We start from the raw sequence: 17,003 nt of genomic DNA, 5'->3' as shown, positions 1-17,003 counted from the left end.
GCTTTCAAAAAAGAGATGCAACATACAATCTTCCACGTTATAATGGCAAACGGCGTCAGAGATCGAAAGAGGTGACAATTGTATGAATCTTTGTTATATCGACGGGAAATTTTTACCCCTCAATGAAGCTCAACTTCCTGTAACTGATTTAATTATCCAGCGAGGCGTTGGAGTATTCGAGACAATATGCACTCACTCAAGAAAGCCACTCATGTTGACTCCTCATCTTAAACGTCTTGAAGGATCGGCTGTTTCTTCGTCTATAGTCATGCCCCTTACCCTAGAGAACATTGCTCGCATTATTCGTGAAGGAATTCAAAAAATGGGATGCGAAACAATGATTCGTCCCTATATTACTGGTGGAGACTCCTTCGGTGAAAACCATCTTTTCAATGAACCAAGATTTTTTGTAGTTTTTGAAGCTGTACAAAAGCCTAATCCAGATATCTATAAAAAAGGAGTCATGCTCCACCCCATAAATGCAGAGCGGTACCTTCCAAGCACAAAGAGCATAAATTATATGCTTTCTTTCACTGGGCAAAAGAATGTCAAAGGAGCTTATGAAATTTTGTATTGTCCAGAAGGAGAAATCGTAGAAGGAGCCCACAGCACCTTCTTTCTCGTAAAAAATGGGCATCTTATTACGGCGCCAACAAGTCGGGCTCTCTCTGGTACAACACGGCAAATTATACTTGAACTTGCCAAGAGAGAGAGTATTCCAGTTGAAGAACGATGCCCTCTCTTATCAGAATTAAAAGATGCAGAAGAAGCCTTTATCACGGGAACAGTAAAAGAAGTTGTACCCGTTGTTAAAATAGGCGATCAAATAGTGGGTAATGGAACACCAGGAAAATTAACCCAGCATCTACACCATATTTATCTTTTAAATATTGATGAATGGCTCGAATAAAAAGTTTCTAAAGAGATGAAGTGTTAAAGATTTCAACACTTCATCTCTTGTTAAATTTTTAAAAATACAATTTTTTATGCTATGCACAAAAACCAGGCACCTACAAACATAAAAATAACCCCTTTTATACGATAACGGATGTCTTCTCCCAAAAGAATCGAAGATAAAATAACTGTAACAACCATGCTTAACATAGAAAGAGGTTCCGCTATACTTACCTCTATAGATTTAAACGAAACAAGAAGGCATAAATAAGCATACGCATTAATAAACCCGCTTATCAGAGATACCCAAGGACGATCTTTAAAAAGAATAAATACTTCTTTCGCTGTTCCTTTCAAAAACATAAAAAACCCCAAATAGATCGCTATAAATAAATAGAGGAAAAATGAATAAAGAACTGGCGAAGCAGAAGTCGAATTTCCCTTATCTATAACTCGTCCCACAGCAACAAGAAGAGAAGAGATCATCATCATTTGACACGGTCGATCAATTAGCAACGCCTTTACAGAAGAATAGATATTCTTCTGTTTATTGAGAAAGGTCGCGCCGTAAAGCAGAACAAGAAACCCAACCACCTTAGAAACAGACAACGTTTCTGAAAGAAAAATTATGGAAAGAAAAAGCAAGAAGAGGATATTAAAGTTAGAAAGAGGTGCTACAAGGGATGCTTCACCTTCTGCCAAAGATTTGATATATAGAAGGAATGCAAAAGCATAAATTAGACTGCTTGTCGCTACATATTTTAAAAAGAGCCAATCAATATTTCCTTTTAGAATGATTGCTATGGCGAAGGGAAAGAGAAATAATGCCGCTAAACCAACAAACAACATCAAGGCAGCGCTAGGATTTGCTCCAGTACCTAATTTTTTAACAACAATTCTTTCAAAACCCAACATAATAATTCGACCAATGAGTGCTATATAAGCCAGGATCATCGAACAATACGCCACCCTTCATGTCATAATTAATGCAACAGTTATTTCCCGGGAAATAACGTATGTATATAAATGTTTATAAAAGTAGTTAATATAATCTTATCATCAATACGAATTAGTGCTACTCATTTTGTCGTATTTAATAAAAAATAAACATTTTTTAAACTTTAAGACAAAGGGGTAAAACAATGAGAAATAAAAGAATTCGTTTGATTCAAGAAGGAGTGGACGGAGAAGGGCCAGTTATTTATTGGATGAACAGAGATCAACGTGCAGATGACAATTGGGCACTCTTATTAAGTCAGGATTTTGCGATTCGCCACAAAAGAAAGTTTTTTGTTGTCTTTTGCTTTACACCTATTTACTTACAAGCTTCTTATCGGGCATATCATTTTATGCTCAGTAATTTTAAAGAAGTAGAGAGTAAACTTTCACTTTTGAATATCCCCTTTATATTATTAGAAGGAGAAGCTTCTAGTGCTCTACCCCAATTTATTCATAAAAGTAAGGCATCTACACTTTTTACTGATTTTAATCCCCTCCGTATTAAAAAAGAATGGCTTGATCAATTAAAAAGAAACATAAATATTCCAATATATGAAGTCGATGCCCATAATATCGTTCCATGTTGGGAAGCATCGCCAAAAAAAGAATATTCAGCACACACTTTTCGCCCTAAAATTTTAAAAAAAATCGCAGATTTTTTAATTTCCTTCCCTCCTTTAAAATTTCATCCCTTCAACGAAGACAGTATTTCCAGTAAGATTAGTCCAGAGGCTCTACTTAGAAAATATAAATACTTAAAACAAGAAATTCCAAAGTTTTTGCAAAAACCAGGATATGTATCTGGAATGGAACAACTCCAAAGATTTATTCACACTAAATTACATCTCTACAATGAGTATCGAAATGATCCAACAAAAGATTGTCTTTCAGGTCTTTCCCCCTTTTTACATTTTGGACAAATTTCATCGCAACGTGTTGCTCTTACTATAAATGAATATGCTAAAAACAATAACAAAGTGAAAGCTCAATCTGATATTTTCTTAGAAGAACTCATTATCAGGAAGGAGCTCGCTGATAATTTTTGTTTTTATACCCCTGATTATGATTCCCTTAACGGGCTCCCTGATTGGGGACAAAAAACACTTAACGAACACAGAGAAGATAAAAGAGAGTTTCTTTACTCCTTAGAAAACCTTGAAAAAAGCAACACCCATGATCCGCTATGGAACGCATGTCAAAAAGATATGATTTTTTATGGGAAATTACACGGTTGGTTGCGCATGTACTGGGCAAAAAAAATATTAGAGTGGTCTAGGTCACCAGAAGAAGCACTTAAAAATGCTATATACCTCAATGACGCCTATGAAATCGATGGACGAGACCCCAATGGATATACTGGAATTGCATGGAGTATAGGAGGTCTTCACGATCGTCCTTGGCCTGAGCGAAAGGTTTTTGGAAAAGTGCGTTATATGAACTATAAAGGGGCAGAGAGAAAGTTTCACGTGAAACAATACATCGATGAAATCATTGCAACAGCAATAAATGATCAACATTAGTCAATGTCTTCGTTCTCTTTTTAGGTGCCCCTTTTATTTATAAAAACTATATTTACGAAATATTTCTAGGAACCATGTTTGATTTCTTAAGGAGAGGCAAAATTTTCCACGCAAGAGCTGATGCTCCTATTCCTTTTATTACATCTGAAATAATGAAAGGGAACACTCCTATTTGCAAAACCTTTAACCAACCTACATTTTTACCTGCTATAAAATTCAAATTCAAATAAAGACCCAATGTCCCCACTGTATAAATGAGAATAAGGCCTATTAAGGGCGCAACTCCATATCTCACAAAAAAAGGCATTCTCTCGTTATGCGAAATAGATCCAATACAATAGGCCGCGAAAATAAAACCAATTAAATAGCCAAAAGTTGGAGAGATAAATACTTGTATTCCTCCTCCCGATGTGAAAACGGGCAAACCTATAAGTCCAAGCATCACATAAAGAAATTGTGATAAAAATCCATATTTGGGGCCCAAAACAAATCCAGAAAGGAAGACGAAGAAAACATGTAATGTCATGGGAACAAAGGGGAAAGGAATACGTATTTGAGCTCCTACTGCCGTTAAAACTGCAAAGAGAGACGTTAAAGCCATTGATCGTATCGAAAATCTCACAAACAGCACCTCCTATTGTCAACTCCAATATTATATAGGTTGACAATAGGAGGTGTAAAGAGCTACTTTTTAAATATAAAAAGAGAACGAAGAAGTTGACCTAACTTGACCTTAATTATCTTCCCACTTCCATTCTTCAATAAGAGATTGTCCTTGAAGATCACATAGATACGATTCTAAGGCCTTTTCCATAGATAAGGGAACACAACAGTTAAAAGTTACAACTTCCTTAAAAGAAGGGATGAATGTTTCTTCTCTCAACCCCATATTTTTAAGTTGATAGAGTAATGAACTATAAAAAGAATAGGGAACTACAATAATACAATTCTTCTCAAGATATGCCTTTTTACGTCCGGCCCCTTCTAGGCATAAAGACGCTGCTTCTCCATATGCTTCTATAAGTCCTCTTACTCCAAGTTTTATCCCACCGAAATACCTTGTCACCACAAGAGTTACATTTGTTAGCCCAGAATGGAGTATGGCACCCAATATTGGTTTACCGGCTGTTCCCGAAGGTTCGCCATCATCGGAATAATATTCAAGCACTGGCTCGACACCTAATCTATATGCCCAACAATTATGAGTCGCTTGTTTATGTTCCTGTGAAGTTTTTAAAATATATTCTTTGGCTTCTTCTTCGTTTTTCGTAAGGGCAGCATGAGAAATAAAAAGAGAACGCTTTATCTTTATTTCATATACTGCCTTTTTTGCAGGCTCCCAAAACTCATCTCTCATCGCTCAAAGGCCATGCCTTTTTGATTTTCTTATATGTCTCTTCAAGACTCTCTGCTATAACCCTTGTATCACCTAAAACTGGCATAAAATTTGTATCTCCATTCCATCGAGGAACAATATGCAAATGAAGATGTCCATCGAATCCAGCTCCGCCAACTTTACCAAGATTAACACCTAGATTAAACCCTTGGGGATTCATAACTTTCTTTAGAACTTTTAAACAATGCCCCGCCAAATGATGCATTTCTAAAAGCTCTTCGTCTGATAAGCTTTCATACAGAGCAGTATGACGATAGGGAGCAACCATAAGGTGACCTGGGTTGTAAGGGAAAGCGTTGCAAATAACAAAACAACATTTTCCCCTATAAATAATCAGATTCTTTTCATCTTCATTCATTTTAGGGAAGTCACAAAAGATGCATGATTCCTGTTTGCTCGAATTTGCTATATATGCCATTCTCCAGGGTGCAAATATACTTTCCAAAACGAATACACCTCCAAAATTGATACTTATGATGTTTCACGTGAAACATCATAATATAATTTTAGTCTTTATTGAAAGGCTAAAAGAACATATCTTCCGCATCGTCATTAATTTATAATGAATTTTTATAGTTATGTCATGCATGCCGTAGGGAGGTATATGTGAAGTGGTCTACTTTTTGTTGCGTTTATCATTTTTCGTTTTTTGCCAAATTTGCCGCAAGTTCAACCAACCTTGCCACAGCCCTATTGCAGCACCTAATGTTGCACACAACATTATTGTTGCATCCGGATATCCCATAGAGGCAAGCTTTTTGCCTATCAGATACCCTAATACAATATAACCTGATATGAGCAAAGCTGTAGCTATAACCTTGCCAAAGAGAATAAGATCCGATTGCCCCTTACGAATTTTAATCCCCTCCTATTTATTTCCCGGGAAATAAAATATCTGCTGATTCTTCTATAAGTTTTGCTAACATCTCTATTTGTGAAATTGTTAAACCCTCTATAGATAACCTTTTCTTTATACCTGCACCTGAAATTTTCATATTAACACCATGCTTTTGGGTTACTAATTGCACCGACTGAGGATAATCTTCTTGAGGACGATGCTTTACTGGAGTAATTTTTTCTTGGCTATCCGTTTTTAATTTCTTCACCATTTCTTCTAATTTGCGAACTGATATCCCGTCTCGAACAACTCTTTGAGCTAATGCCAACATCTGGTTTTCAGTCTCTAACCCTAAAAGAGTACGACCGTGACCTTCTGATATTTCTCCTCTATCTATCATATTTCGGAGTTCTTCAGGAAGCTGCAATAACCTCAACTTATTCGTAAGAAGTGTACGACTCCAACCAATTCGCTGTGCTAAATCTTCTTGGGTTAAAGAAAAAGAATCTAAAAGCTCTTTAATAGCCCGAGCAACTTCAACTGGCGAAAGATCTTCCCTTTGTATATTTTCTATGAGAGAAATTTCTTGAACATCCTTCTCTGTGCCCTCAAAGAAAAAGACTGGAACTTCCTGTAGTCCAGCTATTTGAGCAGCTCTCCAACGACGCTCTCCTGCAACAATTTGATAACTATTTTCAAGCTTACGTACAACAAGAGGTTGTATGATGCCATGCATACGAATTGAATCAGCGAGTGCCTCTAGTTTTTCTTTATCCCAAGATTTTCGCGGTTGATTTTCGTTAGGTTCAAGAAGAGATAGAGGAAGTGTTGTTATATCATGTGTACCTTTTTCTACATTATCTCTAGCCCCTGGAATTAAAGCTCCAAGCCCTCGTCCTAACGCTTTGTTTTTAGATGCAGCCATCGTGTCGCAACCTCCCTGGAAAATAATGTATAAGACTGAGCCCCCGTACTGGCTGGTTCGTAGTATGTTATTGGTTTGGCGTAACTTGGTGCCTCTGATAGCTTTACGTTACGAGGGATAACAGTAGAAAAAACAATCTCCCCAAATTGCCTTCGTACCTCTTCTACCACATCGTGGGCAAGACGTGTTCGAGAATCAAACATTGTAAGAAGAACCCCATCAATAGATAAGTCAGGGTTGAGGCAGTCACGAACAAGTCCTATTGTTCTAGCAAGCTGACCAACGCCTTCTAAAGCATAATATTCACACTGAATAGGCACTATCAACTTTTGCGCAGCAACAAGAGCATTAATTGTCAACAAACCTAAAGAAGGGGGGCAATCGATAATAGCTACATCATAGTGATCAAGCTTAGCCATATGTCTTCGTAAACACGTTTCACGGCTAATAATAGATGCAAGTTCCACTTCTGCTCCTGCCAGGTCAATTGTAGCTGGAAGAAGCGAAACGCCCTCCCACGGAGTAGCAACAAGGGCCTCTTGGATAGATGCTCCGCCAAGAAGGACATCGTATAAGCTTACATTGACAGCGTCAGCTTCAATGCCCAAACCACTGCTACAATTACCTTGAGGATCCATATCAACAGCCAAAACAGAATATCCCAATCGTCCTAATTCTGCAGCAAGATTTATGCATGTAGTTGTCTTGCCAACGCCACCTTTTTGGTTCGTTACAGCTATAGAAAGCACAATGTCACCTCCACCAAAATTTCCTTTCTGCCATTCCAGTTTTTCTTGGGAATTCCTTTGAACATGGCTGTTTCTTTTGCCATATTAAAAGGAAATGTTCTTTTCCATTAAGAGAATAAGGGAAGACAGAGGGGGCAGAAAGACCTAAACGTTTTTCCTTTCCGTTAAGAGGTTCTATTTCTTCTTTATACAACGGTCCCTTAAACGCAAGAACCTTTCCTCCCAAGGAGACAAAAGGAGAGAGGTATTCTAATAATACACCTGTTCCTGTAACCGCTCTCGCACCTGCTAGAGAAAAATGCTCTCTCCGTTCTAGAGCATATTCTTCAGCTCTACTGCATACAATACGAACATTTTCCAGCTTTAAAAGAGCGGTTAACTCCTCCAAAGCTTTGCACTTTTTTCGCACGCTATCCAGAAGAGTTATAGTCAAGTCGGGTCTGCAAATTGCCCAGACAACACCGGGAAGTCCGCCTCCAGTACCAACATCTATAATATTTCCTTCAGGAGGAAGTAGTGGAACAGAATAAAGACAATCTACGATATGTTCCGACCAAAGGGTCTCGGGATCTTGCGGACCAGTTAAACGGACCCGTCCAGAAAAAGAGACAAGTCCCTCAATATATTTTAAAAGCATTGGGCGATTTCTTTCTGCTATTTCAGCAACTAGATTTTCATTACAATACAAGTCCACAAAACCTTCCTCCTCATTATCTGAACACACAGTATAATTATTATAGAATAGCATATATACTGCAGACTGATTTAGAAATGGAGGCAAGAGAGTGCGCTTTTTTGAAAAACTCATAGCTCAAGCATTAAAAGAAAAAGATTCTTCAATAGAAGGTATTGTGCTTGGTTGGCATGCAAGCGTTGTTCGACTTAGAGATGGGCGAGTGGGAATAGGAACGGTTCCTCCTGGAGATAAGATTCCTCTCGACACTAGAGAAGAGCATACGCGTCATTTACTTTCTTCATCTGCCCACGGTCTTGTTTCTCTATTTGCCTCACCTTATCCACAAGAATTTGCAGTTGCTTCTGCAATTGTTTCTGCTCTTGTACCAGCTTCTAAATGCTCTCTTCCCCTTGATTCAATTGCAGGAATTCCAGAAAATGACTCTGTCGCCGTCATTGGTTACGATAAAATCCTTATTCCTCATCTCAGAGATTGGGGATGGAATATGTCTATTCTTGATAATCAACGTGAGGCTCCCGATATTTTTCCCGAACATGCCGCTTCTGAAAAATTACCTTCATGTCAATGGTGTTGGTTAACGGCCGAAGCCTTCAGAAATAGGTGGTTTACATTTATTCAACCGTATATCAGTCACATGAAAGGCATATTTTTACAAGGGCCTGGCCTTCCCTGTTTACCATCCTTATTTCGAGAAGCAGGCATTACACATCTTATTCTACCTACAATATCCCCAACTGAAGAAATGAACGTGACACAGTATATATCTGCAGGCGGGCACCCGATGCTTTGTCGAGACATTTCATGGAATGTATATTTCCTATGAACCTTAAAAAAATTACTACGTTATGCATTGCTTTTCTTATTTTTTTCTCTTCCGATTTATGTGCACAAACATGCTCCTCTTTGATTCCTGTCGTAGTGACGCAAGTTATTGATGGAGATACTATTGTCGTTCAAATGCCTGACGGAAAGTCTGAACGAGTACGTTATCTTCTTATTGATACGCCTGAAATACATCACCCTCGGCGAAAAAAAGAAGAACTTGGAGAATTAGCATTTCGACGAAACAGAGAACTTCTAGTTTCAGGAGAGGCATATCTTGAATTCGATATTGAAAAAAGAGATCGTTACAACCGCCTCCTTGCCTACATCTGGAGCAAAAATAAACAAGGATTTTTACTTATTAATGCGGAGCTTATACGCAATGGACTGGCACTTCCACTTGTTATAGCTCCTAATGAAAAATATATTCATACCATTCAGAAAGCTTGTTCAGAAGCAAAGAAAACACAGGTAGGATTGTGGAAAAAAGCTTCACGACGATTATTCACACCAGAAGAGATCTGGACCTTTTTGCCCTTCATAAGAGGACATTTTATTCTTGTTGCCGCTACTATTAAAGATATTTCAACAACACAATCCAGAACGCTCTTTAAGGATGGAACTTTTTCCCTTATTATCTATAGAAACAATATGGATAGGTTTCGCCATTTTTCTTTACGCGAAGGAAATCAGATTCTTATTATGGGGAAAATATACAGTAGCTATAAAGGAAGTGAAATCATTTTAAGTGATCCTTCTCAGATAATTTTAATTAAACCTTAAAAACTTCCTAGTGGCATGAAAAAAACTCTCCACAAGAGAATAAGTTGTCCACATTCCCCATAAAATCCAACAAAACCCTTGACAAATCCACTACTTTTCCACTAACTTATCCACTTATCCACACCAATATAAGAACACTTTACACCCTATATGTGGGTAATTCTTAACTGAAAAATTAGAATTATCAGTATCGTATTGCATACGTACTCTGGCCGATGACAAATTCTGTATAAAAGGGTATTGTAAACATTGACTTCAGCTTGATAAAAATTTGAGGTGTATTTATGAAGAAACAATATAGGCTTTTACTTGCCTTAATGACAATATTCACCGTAGGTGTTGTCTTTATATATGTGTTCAGCCAGATTAATTTTGGCACAAAAACTTTTCGTTCTGCTATAAAGGAGTTTTCTGAATCTCAATCTCTTTACTCTTTATCAATAGGAGCAATTGAAGGGAATCCCCTTTCTGGATTCACTATACATGATGCTGAACTCTCCACGCGAGAAAATCCTGTTGGAAAGGTTACGCTTATTTTTGTTAGACCGTCTCTTTTTTCTCTTTTGACGAAAAATCCTACGATACGCTCTCTTCACTTTGAATCGTTTTTCTTTTCAGCAGATAATATTATCCCATTGAGCGTTGCTTCAAAGGAGGAAAAGAATTTTTCTCTTCCTAGTACTCTTCATATAAGTATGGAAGATGGAGTTATAGAAAAATCCGATTTAGGTAATATTGCCATAGAAAAAGGACGCTTTCTTCTGAAAGATGGAGATTTTGACGTTAAAGCTCGTGGCAATATTAATGCGCTTTCAGTACAAGTAGAAGCATCTGGGAAAGCAGAGGAGAGTAGCGTTCTCATTCAGAATCTTACTGCAAAAAGCCAGAAAAGCCGCATCGTTCTTTCTGGGCGTATAATTCCTGAAATTATTCTTAGCGGCAATATTGAATCTTTATATATGGCGGACCTTCAAAAAGCATCTGCTGCCCTGTCAAAAGAAGAAAACGTAATAGCTACAGGACAAGCCTCATCCAGCTTAATGATTCATGGACAATGGCCTGATCTTGTAGTAGAGGGAAATCTTTCAATTGATAATGCTAATCTTGATGGTTTTCTCCTTTCTAAAACAAAAAGTCTCTGGACTTGGAATGGAACAACTCTCAGTTTTACTGATATAAAGGGACACATATTCGAATCTCCAGTTAGCGGCTCTATTAGTATGACACGAAACCAAGGCGTGCACTTTGATCTTTTGGGTGAAAATCTTCATACTTCAAAGTGGTACGAAGTTTTTCCATGGTTAGATTTCGTTCAGGGAAATGTTGAAAAAATGCATGTAAATCTGGTAATAACAGGCCAAACAGAGAAAGGATCCGTCAGTTTCTCTTCTCCATCCGCCATTGTCTCAAGCTTTCCCCTTGAAAACATTCATGGAGAAGTTGTAATTCACCCCGACAACACTCTATCTTTGCAAACTCAAGGAGAATGGCACAAAACCCCTGTTGATGGGCAAGGAACAATCTCCCTTCAAGAAGAAACACTATTAGATCTTTCCTTTTCTACTAATCGGCTAAATTTAAAACGTATTAGTGAAATTTCTAAAACATCTGATTCTCTACGTTTAGAGGGAGACGCTTCGGGAATGATATCCATAAAAGGCCCTGCGTCTTCTCTTTCCATCGCTGGACAATTTCGTTCTGACCGTATTCGTTTTAATGGATCATTGCTTAACAATATTTCTTTAGACTTCGAACAACAAGGGAATCTGACAAAAATTTCATCTTTCAATGCCCTTTTAGGGAAATCTTCCATATCTGGACAGGGAACTCTTTCTAATCTTTTCACGGAAGAAGAGATTCTCATTGACCTCAAGGGGGAAGGGAAGGGTCTTGAAATTTCTTCTCTGGAAGAGAGCATGCCCTCTATAAAAACATTAAAGGCGCAAGGTCCTTTGTCACTTACGTGGGCATATTTCGGCCCACTTTCAAAGCCGCAGCTTACCTTCAGTGCTGAAACAACAAAAGCGACTCTTTTTGAAAATATTTCTCTTGAAAATATCTTTTTATCAGGTCAGTATGAAAAAGGGAATTTGAAGATAGAAAAAATGGAAGGAGGAGCACTCGGCGGCCTCGTCTCGTTAGCTGGAGATATCTCTCTCGAAAAGAGTGTTCCTACTATGCAAATGGTCGGAGAGCTTCGTAAAATCAACCTTGCAAATGTATCGAGAGAACTTTCTCATTGGCCTTCTTTTGAAGGCAATATCTCTAGTACATTCAAAATATCAGGAAATCTCGCTACTCCTTTGTTAGCAGCATCTCTTGAGGGAGAAGATATTTCAGTTATGGGCGTTATGTTTAAACACTTCAGCATGGAAACAGAGAGCACAACGGAAGGGATATTGATTAAAAAAGCAGAGGCAGCTCTTGATGATTCAATTTTAACAGCTGCTGGAAATATTTCTTATGAAAATGGAATCATGCTTAATATCAACGTTCCTCCAACTAATATACAAACGCTTATAGCACCTTGGTATCCAGAAACAGCGGTGGGCGGCACGATAGCTGGAGAAATTTCAATTTCAGGGCCTTTTACTAAACCTTCAATTAATGCTAAAGCCTCTATGCCGGTTGTCCATGTTGGGGATTTTTCCTTCAACGATGTCGTTTTCTCTATCCTTCCAGAAGAAAAAGGCCTTCTTACCTTTTCTCTTGCCGGGATTCATAAGAAATGTCCGGTTTCTCTTAATGGAACAATTACTCCTGATCCCAGTGGATGGCACATTTTACTATCTACAACAGATGATGGTTTACCCCTAGAAAAATTAACAGCAAACGGCAACAATGAAACATACTTTTCAGGAGCGTTACACGTGTCTCTAGACAGCATGATAACCAAGGAAGGAATGACCGGAGAAGGTATCATTACATCACCTGAGGTAAAATTATATGGGTTCTCTCTCTCTCAGCTTAGCTTGCCTTTTGAAATAACACAGCAAGGGTTGATTGCCATTGCGAAAGGAAGCGCGAATGCATATGACAGCGAAGGAGAGATCTCGGGTTCCTTTGATCCTCATAAATTTCGCTGGGAAAGCACTATGAACTTTGAAGGGATGAATCTTGAGAAGGCCTCGGCTGATTGGTTAACAGCTCCAGGAAAAGTTTCAGGAATAGGAACATTGAATCTTAAAGTGTCTGGGACTCTCGGTCAGTTAAAATTAGTATTCGGCAATGGTTCTCTCTATGCTACAGAGGGAGCTCTTTCCGGGTTCCCCCTGGTGAAGAAGATCAGCACATCCGATGAAATTCGTTATCGATCTATTCTCGCCAATTTTAACGTAGATGGAAAAAGTTTTTATCTTCTTCCGGGAAGCCGTGCCGCTGCCTATCCAGACGACACCATATACAGATATTTTACAGCCAGTGGTACTGTAGGAATAGGAGATAAAAGTATCTCTCTAAAATGTTTGGGAGATATAAATTTAAAAGCATTAAATACATTTTTAGGAGCAATCCGCGGACTCATCAGCGTCGGAGATAATATTACAGATCCGCTCTTACTCCAAAAATTTCTTTCCGGACTGGTTGGGGGATATTCAGTACGCGATTTTCGAGAGACAAGCTTTACACTTGCAGGCACATGGAACGATATGAAAATGTACGATTTGAAAGTTTCACAACCAATACAATCAACTCCTATTCCTTTTGACAGTACTTTTTCTGATGAGAAAGAAAAGGAAAAAGTTGATGACATAAAAATAAAGTTATCCTTCCCTACGGGAGAGGGAAAAGATAACTCTTTAAGCCCTGGAGAACAGGTGAAAAAACAACTTATGGAAAACCTGCTTAAGCAAATCATAAAACCCGGAGAGAGCGGAGACGATTCCACAACTCCCTCTGAAGGAGATTCGCAAGATAGCACTACTGACACGCAACAATAATTCAGAGGGGGCAACAATTGTTATGGGAATTACAGTCCGCCAAATGCTTCGCATTCCAGAATTGAATAGAATGAAAGTCGTCGCCGGAGAAAGTGGATTAGATACAAACTATGTCACAACAGTAACTGTACTTGACGCTCCAGACATACAACGATGGGTACATGGTGGAGAATTTGTTATTACATCTGGATATATCTTAAAAGATGATCCTGATTCTTTGGTGCGAATTATAGAATACCTCAGTCAGGGTGGAATGGCAGCTATTGGCATTAAATTAGAGCGGTTTTTAAAAACACTCCCTCCCAACGTTAAAGAAGCGGCCGATCGTCTTCACTTCCCAGTTGTTGATATTCCTATTGATTATGCTTTTAGCGATATTATCAATCCTGTTCTTTCGCGAGTAGTCAATGCGCAAGCACAAGAACTCCGCTTTTCGGAAAAAGTAAGTCAATCTTTTTTTGAACTTATTATGAACGGAGAAGAAGTCGAGCCTATCCTCAATAACTTACGCAATTTTATTCACGTAGACATTGCCTTTATTGATACATTTTTTGGGCAAAGCTATTTTTGTGCTCAATCTGATGCTTTTGTAGAAATTATCAAAGAGACCAATCTCCCTCAACTTATTAGAGAAATTCCCAACCGTCCTGTAGCTATCGGGGATAAAATTTACGGCTACCTTTTTTTTGATGTTGATGCCCAAGATATCCAAAAAAGCTGGGGGATCTCTCTTTCTCATGCCATATCAGCCCTTCTCATATCTACACAAAAAAAACTAGCAAAAAGCGAAGCAGAGAAACGCTATAGAGATGAGTTTGTTCAAGATATTTTGTTAAAAAATGTTCGCTTTGAAAAAGAAGTCTGGAACCGAGCCCAACTCTTCAATTGGGATTTACGCGGCCCTCAAACTGTCGTAGTTGTTGATATAGATAACTATAAACATCAGTTTGAAATGGCAAAACAAATCGATGAAGCTGTAGCAAATCTCGAAGAAATAAAAAAACGAATTTACTACATTGCTACATCAATGATAAAAATGAAATTTTCTAATATCCCGTATGCAGAGATGAGCGACTCCATTGCCTTCATACTACCATCGCCGTTTACAGAGTATGAATCTTTCAAAAAAAAGCTATACTCTACCATTTCTTTAATGCAACAAGAAGTTGCTAAAAAAACAAAATTCTCTGTTACAGTGGGTGTTGGCAGCATAAAAGACAGCATCTTCAGTTGTTATCAAAGCTACGATGAAGCTCGAAAAGCTCTCGAAATGATACGCAAAACGTGTGGAACCGGACATGTAATCTTTTGGAAGGATTTAGGCGTCTACAAGCTTCTTGGCAATCTTTACAACACAAAAGATGCTGTAAATTTTTATTATGACTATATTGGGAAACTTATTGAGCACGATAAAAATAAAAAAACGCAACTTGTCGGAACCTTAGAAAGCATAGTTCGTTGCAATTGGCAATTAAAAGCTGCCGCCGAAGAACTGTCTATACATTACAACACTTTAAAATATAGATTCAGAAAAATTTGCGAGCTTATGGAATTTGATGTCTATGACAGTGAACAACGATTAAATGTTGCGCTCTCATTAAAATTGTACCTCATGGACAAATATCTTGACAAATAATAGTATTTTAGTTTCTCCTGTTCTAAAATACTCTTTTTATTGTATCTATAAGACATATTATTATCATTTTTATTGTACGCCAGAAACGATGAATCCCCCTCTTTTACAAGATAGAATCACTTCGTGAAAATCAAAACTAAATTAATTTTTCATCATTAGGCTTTATGTAACGAATTTATTTAATCATAATCTAATCGAAGGCACACTAAGGAGGTGACAACTCAGACTCACAACTATTGAGCGTGTAATAGTGTTTTAATCGCTATGAAACTGTTCATACTTCAATGGAGGTGTTATTATGCCGGAAGCAGTACTTCAAGCAGCGAATGGCTGGGGTGTGTGGGCTATTGCCATCGCAATCGTAGTTATAGTTCTTATTCAGTCTCTTCTGTATATCCGCCTTTCTTTTAAAACTGCAGACCAGATCGGTTTCCCAAGAGAAAAATGTGTTCAGGGTCTTCGTGCTGGTGCCATTTCAGCTATTGGTCCTTCTATTGCCGTTTTTATCGTTATGGTTGGTATGATGTCCGTTGTCGGTGGACCTATCACATGGCTCCGCCTTTCCATTATCGGTGCTGCTCCCACAGAGCTCACCGCTGCAACAGTTGGAGCTGAGGCTCTCGGTGTCAAATTCGGTTCTGCAGATTACGATATGATGGCATTGGCTACCTCTTGGTGGACCATGACCATTAATGGAACAGGCTGGCTTCTTGTTACAGCCCTGTTTACACACAAGCTCGAAGATCTTCGAGAAAAAATCGGCGGTGGAGATGCCAAATGGCTTGCCATCGTTTCTGGTGGAGCCATGCTCGGTTGCTTCGGATTCCTCAATTCCAGAAATATCATGGCTGGATTCAAGGGCCTTCAGGCTGGTACTGCTGGCGGCGGCGGCCCTCTTTATGCAGCCATCGGCGGTCTTCTCGGTATGGTCTTGATGTTGACCCTTGCCAAGAAACTGACCTGGCTTAGAGAATATACCCTCGGAATAGCCATGCTTATCGGAATGGCCGTAGCCGTCATTCTTGTTTAGTTGAAGGAGGGATCTCATTATGGTATCTCACGACGAATTTGAAAATATATGGAAAAAACCAGTTATAAAAATAGGCGTTGTCACTGTATTGATTCCTATGCTTATGTGCTTCTTACCCAACCTGTACCTCTATATGAAGTTTGGCGTTTTTCCTCCTATCTCTGTAGCATTGAAGTCATGGGGCATGATTGCAGCTATCTTCGGCGCTTTTTATGTTGTTGAACCTGTTTCATACTATCCTGTTCTCGGTCTGACAGGAACATATATTTCCTTCTTGAGCGGAAATATCGGCAACCTTCGTTTGCCTTGTTCCGCAGTAGCTCAGGAAGTTGTTGGAGTAGAAGCCGGAACTCCTGAAGCTGAAATTATTTCTACTCTCGGTGTATCAGGTTCTGTTGTTACCAACCTTTTCTTCACAACATTGGCAGCTGTCGCTGGAGCAGCTCTTTTGGCTATTTTCCCCGAACCTATCGCTATCGCCTTTAAACAGTACACTGTAGCCGCTATCTTCGGTGCTGTTTTTGGACAGTTCACCCTGAAATATCCCAAATTGGCAGTCGCTGGTTTTGCTATTCCTCTGCTTCTTTACACTGTAGCCCCTGCCGTAGGTTTAACATACCTCACAAAGACCTGGGTTGTTATCGTTGCTTCCGTTTTTGGAACGATAGCAGTAGGCCGTCTTCTCTACAAGAAGGGCCTGCTTTAGGAATTAAACATCAACCGCAGCGCCGCATCCTTGAAGGATGCAGCGCTGCGATTCTTTCGTTGCCTTTTGT

The 17,003-nt window shown here is 38.8% G+C and carries 15 protein-coding genes; 8 read left to right on the top strand and 7 right to left on the bottom strand.

Annotated features, from left to right (window positions below; translation table 11 throughout):
* Positions 1-82: 82 nt before the first annotated feature.
* A complete protein-coding gene (locus tag VB083_RS10220; RefSeq protein WP_213692063.1) occupies positions 83-910 on the top strand; it encodes an aminotransferase class IV in 828 nt (275 codons plus the stop codon).
* 74 nt (positions 911-984) lie between these two features.
* Here the strand turns inward: VB083_RS10220 and VB083_RS10215 are convergent, their stop codons facing one another.
* Entirely contained in the window at positions 985-1,848 is an 864-nt protein-coding gene (locus VB083_RS10215) for an EamA family transporter (protein ID WP_213695946.1), read from the bottom strand.
* A 188-nt stretch (positions 1,849-2,036) separates the two neighbouring features.
* Between VB083_RS10215 and VB083_RS10210 the strand changes: the two genes are divergently transcribed.
* On the top strand, positions 2,037-3,413 hold the full coding sequence (locus VB083_RS10210) for a deoxyribodipyrimidine photo-lyase (RefSeq protein ID WP_213699757.1): 1,377 nt from the start codon (positions 2,037-2,039) through the stop codon (positions 3,411-3,413).
* 52 nt (positions 3,414-3,465) lie between these two features.
* Here the strand turns inward: VB083_RS10210 and VB083_RS10205 are convergent, their stop codons facing one another.
* From VB083_RS10205 to rsmG, 6 genes are all read right to left on the bottom strand, one after another.
* A complete protein-coding gene (locus VB083_RS10205; protein ID WP_213696080.1) occupies positions 3,466-4,035 on the bottom strand; it encodes a biotin transporter BioY in 570 nt (189 codons plus the stop codon).
* Between the two features lie 111 nt (positions 4,036-4,146).
* On the bottom strand, positions 4,147-4,770 hold the full coding sequence (locus VB083_RS10200; protein WP_213699758.1) for an IMPACT family protein: 624 nt from the start codon (positions 4,768-4,770) through the stop codon (positions 4,147-4,149).
* A complete protein-coding gene (locus VB083_RS10195; protein WP_213691851.1) occupies positions 4,760-5,254 on the bottom strand; it encodes an HIT family protein in 495 nt (164 codons plus the stop codon). The genes VB083_RS10200 and VB083_RS10195 overlap by 11 nt, the downstream gene beginning before the upstream one ends.
* A 427-nt stretch (positions 5,255-5,681) precedes the next feature.
* The gene (locus tag VB083_RS10190; protein WP_213696078.1) at positions 5,682-6,572 is read right to left on the bottom strand and encodes a ParB/RepB/Spo0J family partition protein; all 891 of its coding nucleotides are present in this window, start codon (positions 6,570-6,572) and stop codon (positions 5,682-5,684) included.
* Complete coding sequence (locus VB083_RS10185; RefSeq protein WP_307879670.1) at positions 6,545-7,321, bottom strand: ParA family protein; 777 nt, start codon at positions 7,319-7,321, stop codon at positions 6,545-6,547. The genes VB083_RS10190 and VB083_RS10185 overlap by 28 nt, the downstream gene beginning before the upstream one ends.
* A 4-nt stretch (positions 7,322-7,325) precedes the next feature.
* Positions 7,326-8,015: a 16S rRNA (guanine(527)-N(7))-methyltransferase RsmG gene (gene rsmG, locus VB083_RS10180; RefSeq protein ID WP_213696142.1), complete on the bottom strand. Its 690-nt coding sequence runs from the start codon at positions 8,013-8,015 to the stop codon at positions 7,326-7,328.
* A gap of 91 nt (positions 8,016-8,106) precedes the next feature.
* On the opposite strand from rsmG, the gene VB083_RS10175 reads away from it, so the two are divergent.
* From VB083_RS10175 to VB083_RS10150, 6 genes are all read left to right on the top strand, one after another.
* On the top strand, positions 8,107-8,841 hold the full coding sequence (locus tag VB083_RS10175) for a Rossmann-like domain-containing protein (RefSeq protein WP_213691854.1): 735 nt from the start codon (positions 8,107-8,109) through the stop codon (positions 8,839-8,841).
* Positions 8,838-9,623, top strand: coding sequence for a thermonuclease family protein (locus VB083_RS10170; protein ID WP_213696143.1), 786 nt, complete (start codon positions 8,838-8,840; stop codon positions 9,621-9,623). Before VB083_RS10175 ends, VB083_RS10170 begins: the two co-directional genes overlap by 4 nt.
* Before the next feature lie 284 nt (positions 9,624-9,907).
* Positions 9,908-13,561: a hypothetical protein gene (locus VB083_RS10165; RefSeq protein ID WP_213690358.1), complete on the top strand. Its 3,654-nt coding sequence runs from the start codon at positions 9,908-9,910 to the stop codon at positions 13,559-13,561.
* A gap of 22 nt (positions 13,562-13,583) precedes the next feature.
* Positions 13,584-15,197, top strand: a complete 1,614-nt coding sequence (locus VB083_RS10160; protein WP_213690357.1) for a PucR family transcriptional regulator — start codon at positions 13,584-13,586, stop codon at positions 15,195-15,197.
* A 298-nt stretch (positions 15,198-15,495) separates the two neighbouring features.
* Positions 15,496-16,227: a DUF5058 family protein gene (locus tag VB083_RS10155; protein ID WP_213690356.1), complete on the top strand. Its 732-nt coding sequence runs from the start codon at positions 15,496-15,498 to the stop codon at positions 16,225-16,227.
* Positions 16,228-16,246: 19 nt separating this feature from the next.
* Complete coding sequence (locus VB083_RS10150; RefSeq protein WP_213692049.1) at positions 16,247-16,933, top strand: hypothetical protein; 687 nt, start codon at positions 16,247-16,249, stop codon at positions 16,931-16,933.
* Positions 16,934-17,003 lie beyond the last annotated feature (70 nt).

It is taken from the genome of Aminobacterium sp., from assembly GCF_034926885.1.
Taxonomy (GTDB): domain Bacteria; phylum Synergistota; class Synergistia; order Synergistales; family Aminobacteriaceae; genus Aminobacterium.
Note: the sequence above shows the minus strand (reverse complement) of the source record. Positions and strands in the feature narration are given on the sequence as shown.

Bases quoted from the DNA above. Each gene is read 5' to 3' on its own strand.
- VB083_RS10150 (WP_213692049.1), top strand. From the start codon at position 16,247: ATGGTATCTCACGACGAATTTGAAAATATATGGAAAAAACCAGTTATA.
- VB083_RS10200 (WP_213699758.1), bottom strand. From the start codon at position 4,770: ATGAGAGATGAGTTTTGGGAGCCTGCAAAAAAGGCAGTATATGAAATA.
- VB083_RS10170 (WP_213696143.1), top strand. From the start codon at position 8,838: ATGAACCTTAAAAAAATTACTACGTTATGCATTGCTTTTCTTATTTTT.
- VB083_RS10220 (WP_213692063.1), top strand. From the start codon at position 83: ATGAATCTTTGTTATATCGACGGGAAATTTTTACCCCTCAATGAAGCT.
- VB083_RS10210 (WP_213699757.1), top strand. From the start codon at position 2,037: ATGAGAAATAAAAGAATTCGTTTGATTCAAGAAGGAGTGGACGGAGAA.
- VB083_RS10190 (WP_213696078.1), bottom strand. From the start codon at position 6,572: ATGGCTGCATCTAAAAACAAAGCGTTAGGACGAGGGCTTGGAGCTTTA.
- VB083_RS10215 (WP_213695946.1), bottom strand. From the start codon at position 1,848: ATGATCCTGGCTTATATAGCACTCATTGGTCGAATTATTATGTTGGGT.
- VB083_RS10165 (WP_213690358.1), top strand. From the start codon at position 9,908: ATGAAGAAACAATATAGGCTTTTACTTGCCTTAATGACAATATTCACC.
- VB083_RS10155 (WP_213690356.1), top strand. From the start codon at position 15,496: ATGCCGGAAGCAGTACTTCAAGCAGCGAATGGCTGGGGTGTGTGGGCT.
- VB083_RS10160 (WP_213690357.1), top strand. From the start codon at position 13,584: ATGGGAATTACAGTCCGCCAAATGCTTCGCATTCCAGAATTGAATAGA.